At 59.7% G+C, this 16966-nt stretch carries 18 protein-coding genes; 3 read left to right on the top strand and 15 right to left on the bottom strand.

Translation table 11 applies throughout. The features are described from left to right. A partial coding sequence (locus tag AB1805_11815; protein ID MEW5746109.1) for a hypothetical protein occupies positions 1 to 1831 on the bottom strand: 1831 nt, incomplete at its 3' end. 51 nt (positions 1832 to 1882) lie between these two features. Continuing rightward, positions 1883 to 2695 carry a CbbQ/NirQ/NorQ/GpvN family protein gene (locus tag AB1805_11810; GenBank protein ID MEW5746108.1) on the bottom strand — a complete coding sequence of 271 codons (813 nt, stop codon included), beginning with the start codon at positions 2693 to 2695 and terminating at the stop codon, positions 1883 to 1885. Positions 2696 to 2832: 137 nt separating this feature from the next. Here AB1805_11810 and AB1805_11805 point away from each other — a divergent pair, with 137 nt between their 5' ends. The 3 genes from AB1805_11805 (at position 2833) to AB1805_11795 (ending at position 4863) form a co-directional block, all read left to right on the top strand. Continuing rightward, complete coding sequence (locus AB1805_11805; protein ID MEW5746107.1) at positions 2833 to 3486, top strand: histidinol phosphate phosphatase domain-containing protein; 654 nt, start codon at positions 2833 to 2835, stop codon at positions 3484 to 3486. 59 nt (positions 3487 to 3545) lie between these two features. Further along, the gene (locus tag AB1805_11800; GenBank protein ID MEW5746106.1) at positions 3546 to 4226 is read left to right on the top strand and encodes a tetratricopeptide repeat protein; all 681 of its coding nucleotides are present in this window, start codon (positions 3546 to 3548) and stop codon (positions 4224 to 4226) included. Between the two features lie 247 nt (positions 4227 to 4473). Next, positions 4474 to 4863 carry a DUF2845 domain-containing protein gene (locus tag AB1805_11795; GenBank protein ID MEW5746105.1) on the top strand — a complete coding sequence of 130 codons (390 nt, stop codon included), beginning with the start codon at positions 4474 to 4476 and terminating at the stop codon, positions 4861 to 4863. 78 nt (positions 4864 to 4941) lie between these two features. Here the strand turns inward: AB1805_11795 and AB1805_11790 are convergent, their stop codons facing one another. The 13 genes from AB1805_11790 to AB1805_11730 all read right to left on the bottom strand — a co-directional run bounded on the left by AB1805_11790 (position 4942) and on the right by AB1805_11730 (position 16875). Next, a complete protein-coding gene (locus AB1805_11790; GenBank protein MEW5746104.1) occupies positions 4942 to 6654 on the bottom strand; it encodes a transglycosylase SLT domain-containing protein in 1713 nt (570 codons plus the stop codon). A 109-nt stretch (positions 6655 to 6763) separates the two neighbouring features. Next, positions 6764 to 7906 (bottom strand): 4Fe-4S binding protein, encoded by a 1143-nt coding sequence (locus tag AB1805_11785; GenBank protein MEW5746103.1) that lies wholly within the window; start codon positions 7904 to 7906, stop codon positions 6764 to 6766. Between the two features lie 109 nt (positions 7907 to 8015). Beyond that, entirely contained in the window at positions 8016 to 8609 is a 594-nt protein-coding gene (locus AB1805_11780) for an Rnf-Nqr domain containing protein (protein MEW5746102.1), read from the bottom strand. Between the two features lie 12 nt (positions 8610 to 8621). Then, positions 8622 to 9281 carry an electron transport complex subunit RsxE gene (gene rsxE / locus AB1805_11775; protein MEW5746101.1) on the bottom strand — a complete coding sequence of 220 codons (660 nt, stop codon included), beginning with the start codon at positions 9279 to 9281 and terminating at the stop codon, positions 8622 to 8624. After that, a complete protein-coding gene (locus tag AB1805_11770; GenBank protein MEW5746100.1) occupies positions 9259 to 9852 on the bottom strand; it encodes an FMN-binding protein in 594 nt (197 codons plus the stop codon). Before AB1805_11770 ends, rsxE begins: the two co-directional genes overlap by 23 nt. Continuing rightward, positions 9849 to 10877 carry an RnfABCDGE type electron transport complex subunit D gene (locus AB1805_11765; GenBank protein ID MEW5746099.1) on the bottom strand — a complete coding sequence of 343 codons (1029 nt, stop codon included), beginning with the start codon at positions 10875 to 10877 and terminating at the stop codon, positions 9849 to 9851. The genes AB1805_11770 and AB1805_11765 overlap by 4 nt, the downstream gene beginning before the upstream one ends. 10 nt (positions 10878 to 10887) lie before the next feature. Then, the gene (gene rsxC, locus AB1805_11760) at positions 10888 to 12195 is read right to left on the bottom strand and encodes an electron transport complex subunit RsxC (GenBank protein ID MEW5746098.1); all 1308 of its coding nucleotides are present in this window, start codon (positions 12193 to 12195) and stop codon (positions 10888 to 10890) included. A 242-nt stretch (positions 12196 to 12437) separates the two neighbouring features. Beyond that, positions 12438 to 12773 (bottom strand): metalloregulator ArsR/SmtB family transcription factor, encoded by a 336-nt coding sequence (locus tag AB1805_11755; GenBank protein MEW5746097.1) that lies wholly within the window; start codon positions 12771 to 12773, stop codon positions 12438 to 12440. 84 nt (positions 12774 to 12857) lie between these two features. Further along, positions 12858 to 13502, bottom strand: a complete 645-nt coding sequence (locus AB1805_11750) for a protein-L-isoaspartate(D-aspartate) O-methyltransferase (GenBank protein MEW5746096.1) — start codon at positions 13500 to 13502, stop codon at positions 12858 to 12860. Positions 13503 to 13524: 22 nt separating this feature from the next. Then, positions 13525 to 14937, bottom strand: coding sequence for an NAD(P)/FAD-dependent oxidoreductase (locus AB1805_11745; GenBank protein ID MEW5746095.1), 1413 nt, complete (start codon positions 14935 to 14937; stop codon positions 13525 to 13527). Continuing rightward, on the bottom strand, positions 14937 to 15071 hold the full coding sequence (locus AB1805_11740; GenBank protein MEW5746094.1) for a hypothetical protein: 135 nt from the start codon (positions 15069 to 15071) through the stop codon (positions 14937 to 14939). The genes AB1805_11745 and AB1805_11740 overlap by 1 nt, the downstream gene beginning before the upstream one ends. Beyond that, a complete protein-coding gene (surE, locus tag AB1805_11735) occupies positions 15056 to 15817 on the bottom strand; it encodes a 5'/3'-nucleotidase SurE (protein ID MEW5746093.1) in 762 nt (253 codons plus the stop codon). Before surE ends, AB1805_11740 begins: the two co-directional genes overlap by 16 nt. Before the next feature lie 74 nt (positions 15818 to 15891). Next, positions 15892 to 16875, bottom strand: a complete 984-nt coding sequence (locus AB1805_11730) for a ribonuclease Z (GenBank protein ID MEW5746092.1) — start codon at positions 16873 to 16875, stop codon at positions 15892 to 15894. Positions 16876 to 16966 lie beyond the last annotated feature (91 nt).

The raw sequence follows: 16966 nt of genomic DNA, 5'->3' as shown, positions 1-16966 counted from the left end.
AGCCGTAGATGGCGTAGCGGTCGCCGAGCGCCTCGAGGGCCTCGCACATGAGCACCAGCGCTTCCTTTTCCGCCTCGTTCACCCACCCCTTCGTCGAGCCGCTCATGTCGATCAGGAAAAGAACGGCGATGTCGCGCTTCTCCCGCTGGGTCCGCGTATAGATATTCTCCTCCGGGACCAGGCCTGCATGGAGGTCGGAGAGCGCCTCGACAGCGGCGTCGAGATCGATCATATCGCCGTCCCCCTGTTTTTTCGCCCTCTGCTGACCGGTCTTTATGCGTTCGAACTTCTTCTTGAGCACGGCGACCTGCCTCCGGTAATGCTTCATGGTCGTCTCGACAAAAGGCTCATCGCCGGCCTCGACATCCTGCTCGTAGAGGATGCACCACGCTTTCTTGTAATCCCCCCGGTGATAATCCCATTCGTCATAAGCGATCCCGCCGTGCCTCACGCGCGCCAGCTCTTCCTCAGTGACCAGATCCTCGAGCATGATGTACGAGCTTCCGCTCTCGAGCGTGCTCCCCTTCACGAGCGCTCCCTCGGGAATGACGGCGCCGCCCTTGATCTTTTCCTGCAGGTCCTTGTCAATGGCAACCGTCCGTCCCTTGATGACGAGATATTCCTGTTCGGGTTTGACCGGCCGCTCCTGCAGAATCCTCTTGCCCGCAGGGCGCTGGCGCAGATCGCGCTTCGGCATATTGAGCAACGTGGAGATCATGCGCTCGACCTTTTTCCTCATCTCGTTCCGCCTGGCCCTGAGGCGGCGCACGATCCGTTCCGGCTTGACCGTCCCGAGAAAGAAGACCGGCCGGTGCGGCTCGTAGAGGCCGTCGAGCGCCTGCGCCGCCGCATAGCAGGTAATGAGCGTCCTGATGATCTCTGCCGGGCTCTCGGCCTGCCGGAGCCCGAGTATCTCCGGCGTCAGCCGCGCGAGGGCGTCCGGGGCCGGTCCCTTCGTCCTCCCGGCCAAATAGAGATGGTAGACCCCCTCGCTGAAGGAGGTCTTTTCCGACACCTCGTTCAGCGCAGGCCGCTCATCGAAGATCTCCTTCTTGAGCGAAGCCGAACGTTCCATCAGGCCGGGGAGCTCTCTCCACAAAAAGGCATCGAGCATGAACGCCTCGAGCAGCGTGAAAAGATCGATAGCGAGCTCCCGCTCGGGAAAGAGATTGAAAAGAGCTTCGAGATCCTCCGGGGCATCCTCCTCGCCGGCAAAGGGAGTCCCCGCGAGCGCGAGGCCGAGGTCGGGCGTCAGCGTTCCGGTGGCTATCTGCGCCCATTTGTGGGCCGCCATGAGCAGATAGACGAGCAGGTTGTCGTCCGCCCGCTTGAAACGGCTCAGCACCGCCGGGAAATAGACGGTGTCTATATCGGTGGAGGACTCGATATCCGTGCCGACGGCGAGATCGCTTCCCGAGATCCCCTTGAGGTAGAGCTCTATCGTCGTCGCCACCTCCTTGAAACGCAGCCGGTCGACACCGGCAAAGGCCTTGAGGTGCTCCTCATCCGTCCGCGAAACGAAGCGGAAGAAGGCGTCGGTGCCCTGGCCGTTCAGGATCTCGGCAGCGCTGTCGATCCATTTCTCGAGGTCCGCTGCATCGAGCTTCCGGCCGACCTTCTGTATGCGCCGCAGGGTGCTGGGGATGATCGACGGGGTCTCGTCGGAGAGGATGACGCAGAGGACGAGCACCTTGAGCCTGAGGCGCTCGTCAAAGGTATCGACCGCATCGATGATCCCGATGATGTCCTGATTATCGAAGAAATTGAGCCTCAGGTTCTTGATGAGCTCGCCTATAAGACGCTCGCTATGGGTATCGATGGTAATCGGCATAGGGGTCAGGAGTACGGCAGCGGAGGTTAGGTTCCGTACGGAACCGGGAACTCAGAACAGCGACTGGACAATCTCGGAGAGGGCCTTCAGCATCTCGTGGTCATCGGTAAGGGCCTCGGATATCGCCACTTCGCACGCCTTTCTCGGCGGAATATCCGAGCGGATCAGACGTGCGGCATGAATGAGAAGCCTCGTGCTCGCCCCCTCGGTAAGCCCCGCATCCACGAGATTCCTGGTCTTCTCTGCAAAACTGACGAGCAGCTCGGCGACACGCATCGGCACCCCGGTCTCGTGCACGACGATCTCCATCTCGAGCTCCCGCTGCGGGTAGTTGAATTCAATGGCGAGGAACCGCTGCCGGGTGCTCTGCTTCAGGTCCTTCAGCACGCTCTGGTATCCCGGATTGTACGAGATGGCGAGGAGGAACTCGGGCGAGGCGGTCAGTATCTCCCCGCGCTTTTCGATGGGGAGGATCCGCCGATGGTCGGCGAGAGGGTGGATCACGACGGTCGTATCCTTTCTCGCCTCGACGATTTCATCGAGATAGCAGAACCCGCCCGCCTTGACCGCCCTCGTCAGCGGGCCGTCCACCCACTCCGTCTCGTCGCCGCGGATGAGATATCTCCCGACGAGGTCAGAGACGGTAAGGTCGTCATGGCACGATACCGTCACGAGCGGACGCTTGAACTGCCAGGCCATGTACTCCATGAAACGTGTCTTGCCGCAGCCGGTCGGCCCCTTGAGCAGCACGGGGATGCGGTTCCTGTACCCTGCTTCGAAGAGCGCTTTCTCTCCGTTGACCTCGAGATAGTAAGGCTCCTCCTCGATCAGGTACTCTTCTATCTTGACGATATCGGCCTTCATATGCATAGTTAAATTGTACTGTACCGGGCTCCATTAGTAAATCTTTTCCGGGATTTCCGGCTGTCGCGCCCGCAGTCCCGCGCCCCCCGTTGTCTTTACTTTTCAGCGATTTTTCCGGTATTCTTAACAATTGCGCAATGATAGACCTCCATACACACAGCATATTCAGTGACGGGGAGCTCATTCCGGCGGAGCTGATCCGGCGGGCGGCGGCGATGGGGTACGAGGCCCTCGCCATCACCGACCATATGGACCATTCGAACCTGGACCTTATCATCCCGCGCATCGTCAAAGCGGTGGCGGCGTTGCAGAAGCACGTTCCGCTCGCCGTCATCCCCGGCGCCGAGCTCACCCATGTGCCTCCGGCGCTCATCCCCGACCTGGTGAAGGAGGCGCGCTCGCTCGGGGCGAAGATCGTGGTCATTCACGGAGAGACCGTGGTGGAGCCGGTAGTCAAAGGGACCAACAGGGCGGCCATAGAGTCGGGAGCGGATATTCTCGCCCATCCCGGGCTCATCTCGACCGAAGACCTCTCCCGTGCAAAGGAGACCGGGATCACCCTCGAGATCACCGCGCGGAAAGGGCACAGTCTCTCGAACGGCCATGTGGCCAAATACGCCCTGCAGTACGGCATTCCGCTCACCATCAATACCGACGCCCATGCGCCGTCGGACCTCATCTCCACGACCTTTGCACGCCAGGTGCTCCGCGCTGCCGGGCTCGACGACCGCCAGGCGGACGGGGTCTTCGCCCACGCGCGGACCGTCATCGAGAGAGCGCTCAAATCATAGTATCCATGGTAAAATAAAAGCTCATCATTAGCGCACCGGCACACGAGGGAGGGAACGAGATGCCAAGACCGATAAAAAAATACGTTAAGAAGAGCGACTATGAAGAGACCGATATCAGGGAGACCGTCGAGGATATCCGGGAACGGCTGAAGGGGCAACAGCGCACGCTGATCTATGCGCTCCTCGCTTTCGGCATAGTCGTCATAGCGGTCGGGGGATTCTACATCTATCACAGCGTCTCTACATCGAGGGCCGAGGAGCTGCGCTACGAGGGCTACAAGCTCTTTCATGGTATGACCCAGGCCCCCTTTGCCGCTCCTGCCGAGCGGTACAAGAGCGCCCTCGAGAAGTTCAAAGAGTCCTACGCCACCAGGAAGAACCCGGCGACCCTGCTCTACATCGCCAACAGCCACTACGAGCTCGGCAACTATGACGAGGCGATCACGACGCTCAAGGAGCTTACCGCCCGCTATTCCGACCCCCGGATCATGCCGCTGGCGACGTATAAGTTGGGAATGACCTATCTGAAGAAAGGCGATGTGAACAACGCCCTGACCACCTTCAACAATCTCGCCGCCATAAAAGACAGCCCGTTCCAGGATATGGCCCTGCTCGAGAGCGGCAAAATCCTCGAGTCGATGGGAAAGACCGAAGAGGCGAAGGCGAAATACCAGGAGCTCGTCAACAAGTTTCCCCGCTCGGCAGCGGTGAGCGAAGCGAAGGCCCGCCTCGGAAGCTGACCGGAACAGCTGCCGTAGAGCCGATAGAGAATGAGAAAAGGGGCTGCTCCGGAGCCCCTTTTTTGTTGACCGAAAGCGCTTCTCCCGCTCATCATACCGCTCGATGCGCTTGAATTCACAATCCTTCACCCCCCTTTCACAGCAGGTTCACCGCTATTTGGTATAGTAGAGATAAGGACATCTGCAGGGGAGGGGAATCGTTGCCTCTCCCGGTACTGCGTTTGCCGGCTGCTTTGGGGATCGTGCTATGAAGAACCTATGGATATATGCGATAACCTTGCTTTCTCTTTTGGTGCTCCACACCGCCTCTTTTGCCCTCGACTCCCTCCGGTGCGGCTCGCGGATCGTGACGATCGGCGAGACGAGGGCCTCGGTCCGCGCCAAATGCGGGGAGCCTGCCGATAAGGAGGTGCGCTACGAGAAGAGGATCGCGCGCGACTTTTACCGGGACCTCTTCCCGCCCCGGGGGTACGAAAGACAGAGGGAACGAGAGAAGTACCGGGAGCCCCTCTTTGTCGAGGTGTTCGTCGAGATCGAGGAGTGGACCTACAACCTGGGGCCGACGTCCTTCATCCGCTACCTGACCTTCGAGAACGGAAGGCTCGTGAGTATCGAGACCGGCGACTACGGCTATTGATCGCAACCGGAGCAGCAGGGGCAGGCACTTTGGAGAAGGGATGCTGCTGGAGGGACAACAGGGGAGAGGGCCGTGTGCTCAGGCCCTCTTTGTTTTTACTTTACTCTTCTTCGCCTTGCTCTTCACTTTTGCGGTTCCGGCGCTCTTGGCGGTTGAGGTCTTTTTCTTGGCAATGCCGGCGCTCTTCGCCTTCTTGCTCTTCGTCCTCACCTCGGCCTTCTGCGTGCTCTTCTTCCCCCGTTTGCCGATGCGCTTCTTCTCCTCTTTATCCGCCACCCGCTTCTTGTACACCGCCTTCTTCGCCAGGCTGCGCATATCGTTCCGGTCATCGAGGTCAGCGGAAAACTTCTCCTGCGGCGGAAGCTTTATCACCTCTCCTGCGCTGATCCGCTCGATGCCCGACAGCGAGTTCAGGGCGAGGATCGCGCTTACCGGCGTTCCCGTCCTCTGGGCGATCTTCCTGACCGAATCGCCTTTCCTGGCGATATAGGTGTCGACCGTAAACCGCTCCTCCTTGGGGATCGAGGCGAGGCTCTTCTGAAAAGCCTCTTTGCTTCCCGCCGGGATGCGGATCGTGTACTGCGGGACATTGGGAGGCGTGCTCCACCTTCTCAGCTCGGGATTCAACTCCCGTATCTCTTTCACCGTGCATTCAGCGCATCGCGCGATAATATCGACATCGAGGGGCGCGTGTATGGTCACCTCGTCATATTCGAGAGGCTCATGGTATTCCAGGTTTTCGAATCCATACTCCTCCGGCGTATGGGCGATCATCGTCGCCGCGATATAGCGGGGCACATACTCCCTTGTCTCGGCAGCGAGCTGCTTCGTATCGATGAGCGACCAGTAGTCGCCGGTGTCGGTCTTTTTAAGAGCCCGCATGATCCTCCCCTCGCCGGCATTGTACGCGGCGAGGGCGAGATTCCAGGAGCCGAACATCTTGTAGAGGTCCTTGAGGTAGTCTGCAGCGGCCCTGGTGGATTTGACCGGGTCTTTTCGCTCGTCGCGCCACCAGTCGATCACCAGTCCGTAGCGCTTCGCGGTCGCGGCAATGAACTGCCACGGGCCGACCGCCCGGGCGCTCGAATAGGCATTCAGGTTGAACCCGCTCTCGACGATCGGCAGGAAGACCAGCTCTTCGGGAAGGTTCTTTTCCCTGAGCACATCTTTCATGATCTCCACGTAGCGTGCCGACCGCTCGAGCCAGACCGAGAAGCGTTCTTTGAGCCTGTCCTTGAAGAGGGTAATATTGCGCTCTACCGCCTTCATCGCCGTCTCGTTGGTCATATGGGAAGTATCGATCAGGGGCGGCGCGGCTGGTCCCTGCTTTTCGGCGGGGGCGGCTGCAGAGACCTGCTTATCGCCCTCGACAACGCCCGGCGCAGCCTGCCCCGCCTTGACCTGGGCCTGGGCCTGGACCTGGGCCTGAGCCTGAGATTGTAATGGTGCTCCGGTTACTTTAGTCGATGACTTCTTATCGGCGGAATTCTTGGGTTTAGCACTGGAGGGGGCTTCGTTCTGTCCGCCGTCATTCGGCGCGCTGTGAGTCGCCTGCCCGGCCGCCGCTTCGGGAGGGGGCACGGAGATGACCTCTTCCGCCGAGTGCTCTACGACAACGGAAGCCGCGACAGAGATGGCCTGCTCCCTTTCGGGCTCCTCTCCTGTCATGAGGGGCTCCGGTTCGGCAGCCCAGAGCAGCCCTCTCACCGCATCAGCAGTGGAGAAGGCGCTCATGAAGAGGAAGAGCATCACGAGAAAAGTAATTCCTATGGAGCCGCTGTACCGTTTCATAAGGAGACCGTGTATTTGTACCTTAAGCGCCCCTGAAAAGTCAAGAGTTCGCCTCCTCTTTTAATCGGCGAACTCTCGAAAAAGTTTACTCTCTGCTTTTGGGAAAGGACTACGCTGCTGCTGCTTTCTGCTTCCTGGCTGCTGCTGCGGCGAGCACCGCTGCGGTATTGAAGGTGCCCTCGATGGCCTGCACCGGGCACTTTGCCGTGCAAATGCCGCAGCCGACGCACCTGCTCTGGTCCACGGCGTGCTTCTTCTTCGGCTCTCCGCTCGCAGCGTTGACCGGGCAGACTTTCGAGCAGATCTGGCAGCCGATGCATTTATCCGTGACCGCCGCCTTGGGCCGCTGGGGAATGAAGTCGACGACCGCCTTGGTCGGGCAGACAGCGACACACTGGCCGCAGACCCTGCACTTGCCCAGATCTATCCGTGAGAGATTGCTCTCGACCTTTGCCGCGTCGAAGGGGCAGACCTTCGCGCACTTGCCACAGGCGATGCAGCCGACCTGGCAGTTCTTCCGCACCTCTACGCCCTTGTCCTTCGAATGGCACGCAACGAGGACCGCCTTCGAAGCGGGGAGCACCTCGATAACCCGCTTGGGGCAGGCAGATTCGCACTTTCTGCAGCCCGTGCACTTCGCCATGTCGATCACCGGGAGGTTATCGCCGCTCATCGAAATGGCGCCGAAGGGGCAGACCTTTGCGCAGGTCCCGTACCCGAGGCATCCATAGATGCATGCCTTGTCGCCGCCGCCCGCGAGCACCGCAGCCCGGCAGTCTTCTACCCCCTCGTATTTGAAGCGCTTCGTCGACCTGCTCGAGCCGCCCTGGCACATCACACGGGCGAACTCCGGCTCCTTCACTTCCGCTTTCTTGCCGGTGATCAGGGCGACCTTCTCGGCTCCTTTTGCGCCCGCGGGAATGCAGAGCGCGGGGGATACCTCCGGATTATTCACGACCGCCTCGGCGTACTGTTCGCAGCCCGCATAGCCGCAGGCACCGCAGTGCGCGTGGGCAAGGCAATCTTTCACCTGCTCGACCCGGGGGTCGATCTTGACAGCGAACTTCTTCGAGGCGAACGCGAGGCCGGCCCCGAAGACCGTCCCGAGGCCCGCAAGGAATATGAGGGTGAACTTCACGAGGGGGATGAAATCGACACGCTCCTTGGCCTCGACTCCGCCTCCGACGCCTGCCGAAGCGAGCGAGGGACAGAAGAGGGCGAGTGCGGCGACGGCACAAATAAAAAGGAGCATACCGGGAACTGCTTTTCTTTTATGTAGCATCGGAATGGTAGACATCTCTACTCCTTTGTTTCTTTGTACGTTAATTGATACGGCAAACTTCCTCTTTTATTATAGCTTATTACAGGGTAATCAGTCCCGAAAATCCGGTGAACGCCAGGGCGATCAGCCCGGTCACCACAAACGCCATGGGAAGGCCCCTGAACGGCTTCGGCACATCGGCAAGCTCGAGCTTCTCGCGGATGCTCGCCATGATGATCAGGGCGAGCGCGAAGCCTATGCCGGAGCCGAGCCCGAAGGCGAGGCTCTGGATAAAGTTGTAGTGCTCGCCTGCATTGACCAGCGGAACCGCCAGGATGATGCAGTTCGTCGAGATAAGGGCAAGATAGATGCCGAGCTTATAATAGAGCCCCGGGGCGATCTTTCTCATGATCGTATCCGACGCCTGAACGAGGCCGGCGATGATGCCGATGAAGACGATGATCTTCAGGAACGTGATATCGAGCGGGACCATCATGTAGTTGTAGACGACCCAGCTCAGCGCTGCGCTGATCATCATGACCGCCGTAAAGGTAATGCTCATGCCCACCGCCGTCTCCATCTTCTTCGAGACGCCGAAGAAGATGCAGAGACCGAGGAACCGGGTAAAGACGAAATTGTTTATCAGCGAGGCCGAAACGACCAGCTGAAACAGTTTGGTGAATTCGCCGTCCATCGTTCTCCTCCTTTAGTGAGCGGCAGGCGCGCTTGCGGCAGGGGCGCTCGCAGCGCGTGCGCTCTTCTCTTTGTACCGTGCATCGAGCCAGTTGAAGAGGGCCATCAGGAGCCCCACCGCAAAAAAGCCCCCTGCGGGGAGAATGGCGATCAGCAGCGGCTTTGCGTTCACGATCGGAACGCCCCAGAGCGCGCCTTTCCCGATCAGCTCCCTGAAGAAGCTGATGACGGTAAGGGCGAAGAGGAAGCCGAGCCCCATCCCGATGCCGTCGGCCATCGAGGGAGCGATACGGTTCTTGCTCGCGAACATCTCCGCGCGGGCGAGGATGGAGGCAAAGGCGACGATGAGCTGGATGTACAGCCCCATCTGCCGGTAGACATCGGGCACGAAGGCGGCCATCGACATATCGGTCACCGTCACCCATCCCGAGATGACGAGCATGAATATGGGCAGCCTGACCTTGGGGTGGATAACCCCCTTCAGCGCCGAGATGGTGATGTTCACCATCACCTGCACGAAGAGCACCGCGACGCCCATGAGAACGCCGTTCTTCAGGCTGTTCGTCACCGCGATCGAAGGGCAGAGACTGAGGGCAAGCTTGAATATGGTATTCTCTTTTACCAGTCCGTTGGTGATAAGCTCTACGTAATTAGTTGTGCTTTCCTGCGCCATCTGCCGCTCCTCCCTCTCTTACCGTCTTTATAAGAAAGCTGACGCCGTTTTTCACGGCATCCTCGGTGACCGCCCTAGTCGAGATCGTCGCCCCCGAGATGGCTTCGACGTACTCCGCAGTCTCGGTCTTCACCACCTTCAAATGGTCCACGTCTTTTCCCTTGAGCCGGTCCTTGAAGTAATCGAGCTCTATCTCATCTCCCAATCCCGGGGTCTCGGTGTGGCCGAGTATATCGATCTTCTGCACCCTGAACTCTTTGTCCACAGCAGTGAACGTGTTGATGTACCCCGAATAGCCCTTGCCGAAGGACTGGATAACGTAGCCGATGACGGCGCCGTCCTTCTTCGCAGCGAAGTACTCGGCCTTCTTGCCGTGGGGAGTCCAGTCGCCCAGCTTCTCGACAGCGTCAGCTTCCGGCGCAAGCGCTTTCAGCGCCTTCTCCTTCTTGATGACCTCGTTTCTGAACATGATCGGCGAGGTCTTGGCGTAGACCCCTGCCAGGATGAGTCCGCCGAAAAGGTAGATGATGACGAGATTGAGGGTTACCTTCAGGATATCTTTGCCGGTCATTTCGTCGCCTCCTTTGCCTTGGCCGGTTTGACCGCCCCGAAGACCTTCGTCTTGAAACCGCGGTCGATGAGAGGGGCGAAGCAGTTCATGATGAGGATCGCGAACATGACGCCCTCGGGATAGCCTCCCTTCAAACGGATGAGCATTGTCAGGAAGCCGCAGCCGATGCCGAAGAGGATTTGTCCCTTCTTGACCGAAGGACAGGTGACGTAATCGGTGGCCATGAAGAACGCGCCGAGGAGCATGCCGCCGCTCAGGAGGTGCACGATCGGGTCGCCGGCGAAGAGCGCGCCCTTGGCGCCGAAGACCCAGGCGATCACCGCCGCGGTGCCGAGGAACGAGACCGGGATATGCCACGAGATGTAGCCGCGGTAGAGAAGGAAGGCGGCGCCGATGAGCAGCGCGATCGACGAGGTCTCGCCGATCGAACCTGCGCGGTGCCCCACGAAGAGCTCCGCATAAAGGTTGATCTTGTCGCCGAAGGCCTCCATCAGCTTCGCCACGCCCTCTTCCTTCAATATACCCAGGGGGGTCGCGGTCGTCACCGCATCCATCTTTACGAAGGCCGCATCCGGCTTGATCCAGATCGTCATCAGCTTCGGGAAGGAAATGAGCAGGAACGCGCGGCCGATGAGCGCGGGATTGAAGACGTTGAAGCCGAGCCCGCCGAAGAGCTGCTTGGTAATGACGATCGCCACAAAGGAGCCGATGATCGGGATGTAGAACGGCACCGACGCCGGCAGGTTCATGCCGAGCAGGAGCCCTGTCAGCACAGCGCTGCCGTCGCCGACCGTGATCTTCTGGTTGAGCGCCTTCTGGTAGATATATTCGGACAGCGCGGCCGCGATGATGCAGAGCGCAACCGTAACCGCCGCGCGGGGGCCGAAGAAGTAGATGCCCATCACCGTTGCAGGGAGGAGCGACGCGCTCACGCTCCACATGATGCGGCTCGTGGTCTCCTCGCTCTTCACATGCGGGCTGACCGAGACGATGAATTGATGGTCTTTCTTTGTTGTCATTTCCATGAGTGGCTCCTTACGGTTTGACCTGCGACTTCGCGAGCCGGACGAGCTGCACGATCGGCCTCTTCGAGGGGCAGACAAAGGTGCAGGAGCCGCACTCGAAGCAGTCGAAGAGATTGTACTCCTTCGCCTCCTCGTAGAACCCCCTCTCCGCGAGCACGCTCAGCATGGAGGGCATGAGGTTCATGGGACATATCTCGATGCACCTGCCGCAGCGGATGCAGGGGCCGAAGTCTTCGGCGTGCATCACCCCCTCTTCGGGCAGGACGAGAACGCCCGAGGTCCCCTTGGTCACCGGCACCTCGAGGGAGTACATGGCGAACCCCATCATCGGCCCCCCGGAGATGACCTTGGCAGCCTCGGTCTTGAACCCGCCGCACTCTTCGATGAGGTCGGTGGTGATCGTGCCGATCTTGACCATGAGGTTCTTCGGCTCCCTGATCCCTTCGCCGGTGACGGTCACCACGCGCTCGATGAGCGGTTTGCCGTAGCGCGCCGCTTCGTACACGGCGACCGCGGTGCCGATATTCTGCACCACCACCCCGGCATCCATGGGGAGTCCTCTCGCCGGCACCTCGCGGTCGACGGCGGCCTTAATGAGCATCTTTTCAGCGCCCTGCGGATACTTCACCTCGAGAGCGCATACCCTAAGAGCGGGATCTCCTGCAACGGCCTGTTCCATCGCCCTGATGGCATCGGGTTTGTTGTTCTCGATGCCGATAACCCCTCTGCTCACCCCGACGATCTTCATAAGGGTCCTCAGTCCCTCGACGACCTCCTTCGGCCGTTCGACCATCAGCCGGTAGTCGGCGGTGAGATAGGGCTCGCACTCGGCGCCGTTCAGGACCACCACATCCACCGGCTTCTCCTTGGGAGGAGAGAGCTTCACATGCGTAGGGAAGGCGGCGCCGCCCATGCCCACGATGCCGGCGTCCTTTACCTTGGCCTTCAACGCTTCGGGAGAGAGGCTCAGATAATCGGGATTGTCCTTTAATGCGATCCACTCTTCTTTGCCGTCGTTCTCGATGACCACCGACGTGACCATTCTTCCGCTAGCAAGGGGAAACTCGCCAACAGCAACGACCTTTCCCGACACCGATGCGTGGACAGGAGCGGAAACAAATCCTTCCGGGCTGCCGATGACCTCGCCTTTCTTCACCTCCTGGCCGACGCTCACCGCCACTTTACAGGGGGCTCCGATGTGCTGCACCAGGGGGATCACGACTCGTTTCGGCGGTTTGGCGGGGGAAATGATCTTGTCTTTGGAAAGTTCCTTCTTGTCAGGAGGGTGAATCCCTCCTTTAAAGGTTGCAAGAGACATTGAAGGTTCCTCCATTCAGGGAGAATATATACTCAAAATCAGGGTTGAGTACCTGGTAAAGGCCTAAGCCTTTAAGTAATAACATGTTGCAAAACAATATGTCAAGCAATAATGAGAATTATCAGGAGTTCTGGCCAGTTGTTAAAAAGGAGGGATTGACCGCAGTACAAACTAAGGGACGGAAAAATGCACCGGAAGGCAGGCCAGCGGACCAGCGGACCAGAGGAAAGGAGGGGACGGTGCTATTCGCCTTTCCGCATGAGGCTCGCCATCTTGCTCCGCTCGGTCAGCAGTTCGGTGAGCACCTCTCTCATGAGCATGCAGGCCTCGATCACCTTCGGGTGGGCGATGCTGTAGAAGATATTGACGCCATCCCGCCTGGTCTTCAAGATGCCTTTGAGGCGCATGACCGCAAGATGCTGCGAGACGTTCGCCTTGGGAGTGTCGAGGATATCGACCAGCTCGGTGACCGACTTCTCTCCCCCCTTCAGCGCGTTGATGATCTCGAGCCGCTTCGGGCTCGAGAGGATCTTGCAGACCTCTGCCTGGAGCTCGTATATGGATTTTTCCTTTTTCATACAACCTCTAGTTTAGTGCCTAAGCAATCTAAAGGTCAAGACCCCGGACATCAAAGGAGAGGGACCGGCGAGATGCGGCATCCGCTATTCGTTCCAGCCGTACTCGCCGATGAGCGGCACGAAGACGCAGGGCGTGCTGCGCTCTTCCACGAGAGCGCCGGCTCTCTTTCTCCCCTTGATCAGGATCTGCGAAAACCGCTCTCCCACCGGCGCAACGATGACGCCGCCCTCGCGGAGCTGTTCTGCGAGGGGCGCCGGCACTTCGGGGGCAGCGGCGGTCACGATGATGCCGTCGAAGGGAGCCCGATCGGGAAGCCCTCTCGTCCCGTCCCTGACGATGACTTCGACATTGGCATAGCCGAGCCTTCTCAGGCGCTCCTGCGCCTGCTGCGCCAACGCGGGCACACGCTCGATGGTGAACACCTCTCGCGCGAGCTCCCCGAGTATCGCCGCCTGGTACCCGGAACCGGTCCCGATCTCGAGCACCCGCTCGTCTCCTTTCAGCTCGAGGAGCTCGGTCATGACCGCCACCATGTAGGGCTGCGATATGGTCTGCCCTTCGCCGATGGAGAGGGCCATATCCTCGTAGGCGCGGTGCCGCATGGGCTCCGGAACGAAGAGGTGGCGCGGCACCTTCCTCATGGCGCTGAGGACGCGCTCGTCCGTTATGCCCCGCGGCACGAGCTGGGAATCGACCATCATGTTTCTCAGAGCGCTGAAATCATCCATAGTATCGCTGCAGCGTTGAGCACTATAACGCCGTACGCTGCACCCCCGAACGCGTCAATATCTCCCGCGCGGCGATGACGCCCGAAGCCGACGCCTGGATAAGGCCCCTGCTCACGCCCGCGCCGTCGCCTATGGCAAAGAGGTCGGCGATCTCGGTCTCGAGCGTATTCGAAAGGCTGAGCTGCATCGAGTAGAACTTCACCTCCACGCCGTACAGCAGCGTGTGGCGCGAGCTGACGCCGGGAGCGATGCGGTCGAGCGCTTCGAGCATCTCCATGATATTGGCGAGATACCGGTAGGGAAGCACGAAGCTGAGATCTCCCGGCGTTGCATCCCGCAGCGTCGGCTGCACCAGGCCCCGGGCGATCCGCTCCGGGGTCGAGCGCCGCCCCTGCAGGAGGTCGCCGAGCCGCTGGACAATGACGCCGCCTCCGAGGAAGTTCGCGAGTCGCGCGATATAGGTACCGTACGAGATCGGCTCGTTGAAGGGCTCGGTGAAGAAGGTGCTCGAGAGGATGGCGAAGTTCGTATTGTTCGTCCTGATACCGGCATAGCTGTGGCCGTTCACGGTCCAGATGTCCTTCAGGTGCTCCTTCACCACCTCGCCGTAGGGGTTGACGCAGAAGGTCCTGACCTTGTCGTCGAAGCGCTTTGAATAAAAAATCAGCTTCGGCTCGTAGGTGACACTGGTGAGAGGCTCGAGGACCGCTGCAGGGAGCTCGACCCTCACCCCGATATCGACAGGATTCTTCAGAAGGGTGAGCCTGAGCCGCTTCGCCTCTGCCTCGAGCCACCGGGAAGAGGCCCTTCCGGGAGCAAGGACAACGAAAGGCGCCCTTATCTCCCTGCCGTCCGCGAGCCGGACGCCCGCGACCCGCTTCCGCTCGACGAGCAGCCGCTGCACTGCTGCGCCGAAGAGCGTATCCGCCCGGGCATCTATCGCGTCTCTCATGCCCTTCAGCACCTCGCGGCAGCGCTCGGTGCCGATGTGGCGGATATGGGAGGGAACAAAGCTGAGGTCGTTCCTGGCGGCCAGGTCCTTTATCCGCTCGATCTCTTTCTCGTCGCCGCCGTGAAGCTCTGCCGGGGCCCCGTACTGCACGTAAATGCGGTCGACATACTCGATCAGCTCGCGCAGTGCCGCCGGTTCGAGATACCGGGAGAGAAATCCGCCGATCTCGGGCGAAAGCGTCAGCTTCCCATCGCTGTAGGCCCCCGCTCCTCCCCATCCGCTCACCAGCTCGCAGTCCGGGCAGGCCCAGCAGGCCGACTGCTCCTCGCCCCCAGGGCCTTTGCTCATGGGGCAGTGGCGCTTGTCGATATCCTTGCCCTTTTCTACAATGAGGACCTTGAGCTGCGGCGCGCGCTCGATAAGCTCGAGGGCGGCGAAGATGCCCGCCGGACCGGCGCCGACGATGACGACATCGTATTTCATCAGAAAATCCAAATTCCAGATTCCAAATTCCAGGCACCATCCAAATCCTCAAGGACCGAAATCCCAGGATATCCGGAATTTTCCTTTTGTTTGTATTCTGGAGTTTGGAATTTGGGATTTATTCTTTCTTCCATGTTTTCTTCATGTATTCGAGCGCCTCGTAATTGGTGAGATTGAGATGGACCGGCGTCACCGAGACATAGTTGTGCAACACTGCCTGGATGTCCATGTCCTCTCCATGCTCCCAGTAGGGCGTACCCCCGCCGATCCAGTAGTGCTTGTCGCCCCAGGGAGAGAAGACCTCCTGAATGGAGCCGTCGTAAATCCGCTTCCCCTGCTCGGTGATCCTGATGCCTTTGATCATATCTTTTTTCGCCGCGTTGGGGACATTCACGTTGAGCAGGGTGTCAAAGGGCAGCGACTGCTGGAGAATATACGTTCCCACCTCGATCGCGAAGGGAGCGGCGGTGTCGTAATGGAACGGCCGCTGTCCGATTATCGATATGGCGAACGAGGGAACGCCGAGGATCGTGCCCTCCATGGCCGCCGAGACGGTCCCCGAGTAGGTGATATCGTCACCGAGGTTCGCGCCGTTGTTGATGCCCGAGGCGATGAGGTCGGGCTTCCTCGGGAGGACTTTGTGCACTGCGAGCGCGACACAGTCGGTCGGCGTGCCGTTCACACTGTAGACATGGTCGCGGAGCTCCTCCACCTTGAGGGGCCGGTGGAGCGTAAGCGCATGGCCTACGGCGCTCCGCTCGCGATCGGGGGCAACGATATAGGCATCGCCGAGCTCCTTCATCGCCTTGAAGAGGGCGATGATGCCGGGCGCGTGTACGCCGTCGTCATTCGTAACGAGTATCAGGGGCTGCGTGCTCATGTAAGATAAATATTACACCAATTTACCCTTTCTGAGTAGCCGAAAAAAGCGCCGCTCCCGTCAGAAGCCGGGCATCAGGAGCCGGAAGATACGCCTCTGAACGCATCCATCGCCTCCCGGTAGAGGGGCTCTACCTCGTCCCGGTACTTCGGCGAGATATGCATGACCTCGAGGCTCCCCACTGCTGCGGCCCTGGCGATCCGGCCTGCAAGCGCAGCGGTGAGATGATGCCGCTCACAGGCCCGGTCCCTGTCCCGCTCCATGAAATATGCCTCGCAGAAGAGCAGGTCAGCGCCCCGGACAAAAGAGACGGCCCGTGCGATATTCTCCTCTGTCGGCGACACATCAGTTACATAGGAGACCTTCTGCCCCCGGGTGACCATCGCGATGTCGCGCAGCTCATCGAGCGCATGCCGGCCCGCTCCTGTATCGAATACCCTGTCGCCGGGAGCGCCTTCACGGAGCGCTCTCTTGAAATCGGCGAGCCAGGGACCCACCGGAAGGCGCCGTTCCTGCAGCTTCGCCTTATTGATATTGATATGGAGCTCCTCTTCCAGCGAATAGGCCATTACCGGTATATCGTGGGTAAGTGTCGTAGCCTTGATGGTGAACAGGGGGTCTTCCAGGAGCGTCCCGCTGAACGCAGCGGCGCCGTTATCGACCCTCCTGAAGCTGTTCCCGGCATGAAAGCTCGCATGGTGCAGGGTATCACCCCTCACCTCGAAGACCTCGATCCTGAGCGGGTAATCCCGGATGAGGTTCCAGATATACCCGTTGAGCTTGCCCTCGACACACCGTATAATATGCTCGGGGCCGAAGATGCGGAGGGGCGCCTCTCTCCTCAGGCTGTTCCTCAGCAGCATATCAAAGCCGAAAAAGTGATCGATATGCGTATGGGTGATGAAGACATCGGATACCTTCAGGACACTCGACGCGCTGAGCCTGCCGATATAACCCAGGTCGAAGAGGAGGGCCCGGGCCTCTCTCAAAATCCTGATGAAAATACAGGGATCTTCGAAGGGGCCGTTGACCGGGGCGGCATGAAAAGTTGGCTTCATAGTGATATAATTATACCATTCAGCAGAGAGGGAACATATTACGATTGCACCTTATCCTACATCTCGCTGTTCACCCCGTGCCGTTCACTAC

It is taken from the genome of Nitrospirota bacterium (genome assembly GCA_040752355.1).
Classification (GTDB): Bacteria; Nitrospirota; Thermodesulfovibrionia; order Thermodesulfovibrionales; family Dissulfurispiraceae; genus JBFMCP01.
This window is presented reverse-complemented; position numbering and strand designations above follow the sequence as displayed.

Bases quoted from the DNA above. Each gene is read 5' to 3' on its own strand.
- AB1805_11810 (MEW5746108.1), bottom strand. From the start codon at position 2,695: ATGAAGGCCGATATCGTCAAGATAGAAGAGTACCTGATCGAGGAGGAG.
- AB1805_11805 (MEW5746107.1), top strand. From the start codon at position 2,833: ATGATAGACCTCCATACACACAGCATATTCAGTGACGGGGAGCTCATT.
- AB1805_11800 (MEW5746106.1), top strand. From the start codon at position 3,546: ATGCCAAGACCGATAAAAAAATACGTTAAGAAGAGCGACTATGAAGAG.
- AB1805_11795 (MEW5746105.1), top strand. From the start codon at position 4,474: ATGAAGAACCTATGGATATATGCGATAACCTTGCTTTCTCTTTTGGTG.
- AB1805_11790 (MEW5746104.1), bottom strand. From the start codon at position 6,654: ATGAAACGGTACAGCGGCTCCATAGGAATTACTTTTCTCGTGATGCTC.
- AB1805_11785 (MEW5746103.1), bottom strand. From the start codon at position 7,906: ATGCTCCTTTTTATTTGTGCCGTCGCCGCACTCGCCCTCTTCTGTCCC.
- AB1805_11780 (MEW5746102.1), bottom strand. From the start codon at position 8,609: ATGGACGGCGAATTCACCAAACTGTTTCAGCTGGTCGTTTCGGCCTCG.
- rsxE (MEW5746101.1), bottom strand. From the start codon at position 9,281: ATGGCGCAGGAAAGCACAACTAATTACGTAGAGCTTATCACCAACGGA.
- AB1805_11770 (MEW5746100.1), bottom strand. From the start codon at position 9,852: ATGACCGGCAAAGATATCCTGAAGGTAACCCTCAATCTCGTCATCATC.
- AB1805_11765 (MEW5746099.1), bottom strand. From the start codon at position 10,877: ATGGAAATGACAACAAAGAAAGACCATCAATTCATCGTCTCGGTCAGC.
- rsxC (MEW5746098.1), bottom strand. From the start codon at position 12,195: ATGTCTCTTGCAACCTTTAAAGGAGGGATTCACCCTCCTGACAAGAAG.
- AB1805_11755 (MEW5746097.1), bottom strand. From the start codon at position 12,773: ATGAAAAAGGAAAAATCCATATACGAGCTCCAGGCAGAGGTCTGCAAG.
- AB1805_11750 (MEW5746096.1), bottom strand. From the start codon at position 13,502: ATGGATGATTTCAGCGCTCTGAGAAACATGATGGTCGATTCCCAGCTC.
- AB1805_11745 (MEW5746095.1), bottom strand. From the start codon at position 14,937: ATGAAATACGATGTCGTCATCGTCGGCGCCGGTCCGGCGGGCATCTTC.
- AB1805_11740 (MEW5746094.1), bottom strand. From the start codon at position 15,071: ATGGAAGAAAGAATAAATCCCAAATTCCAAACTCCAGAATACAAACAA.
- surE (MEW5746093.1), bottom strand. From the start codon at position 15,817: ATGAGCACGCAGCCCCTGATACTCGTTACGAATGACGACGGCGTACAC.
- AB1805_11730 (MEW5746092.1), bottom strand. From the start codon at position 16,875: ATGAAGCCAACTTTTCATGCCGCCCCGGTCAACGGCCCCTTCGAAGAT.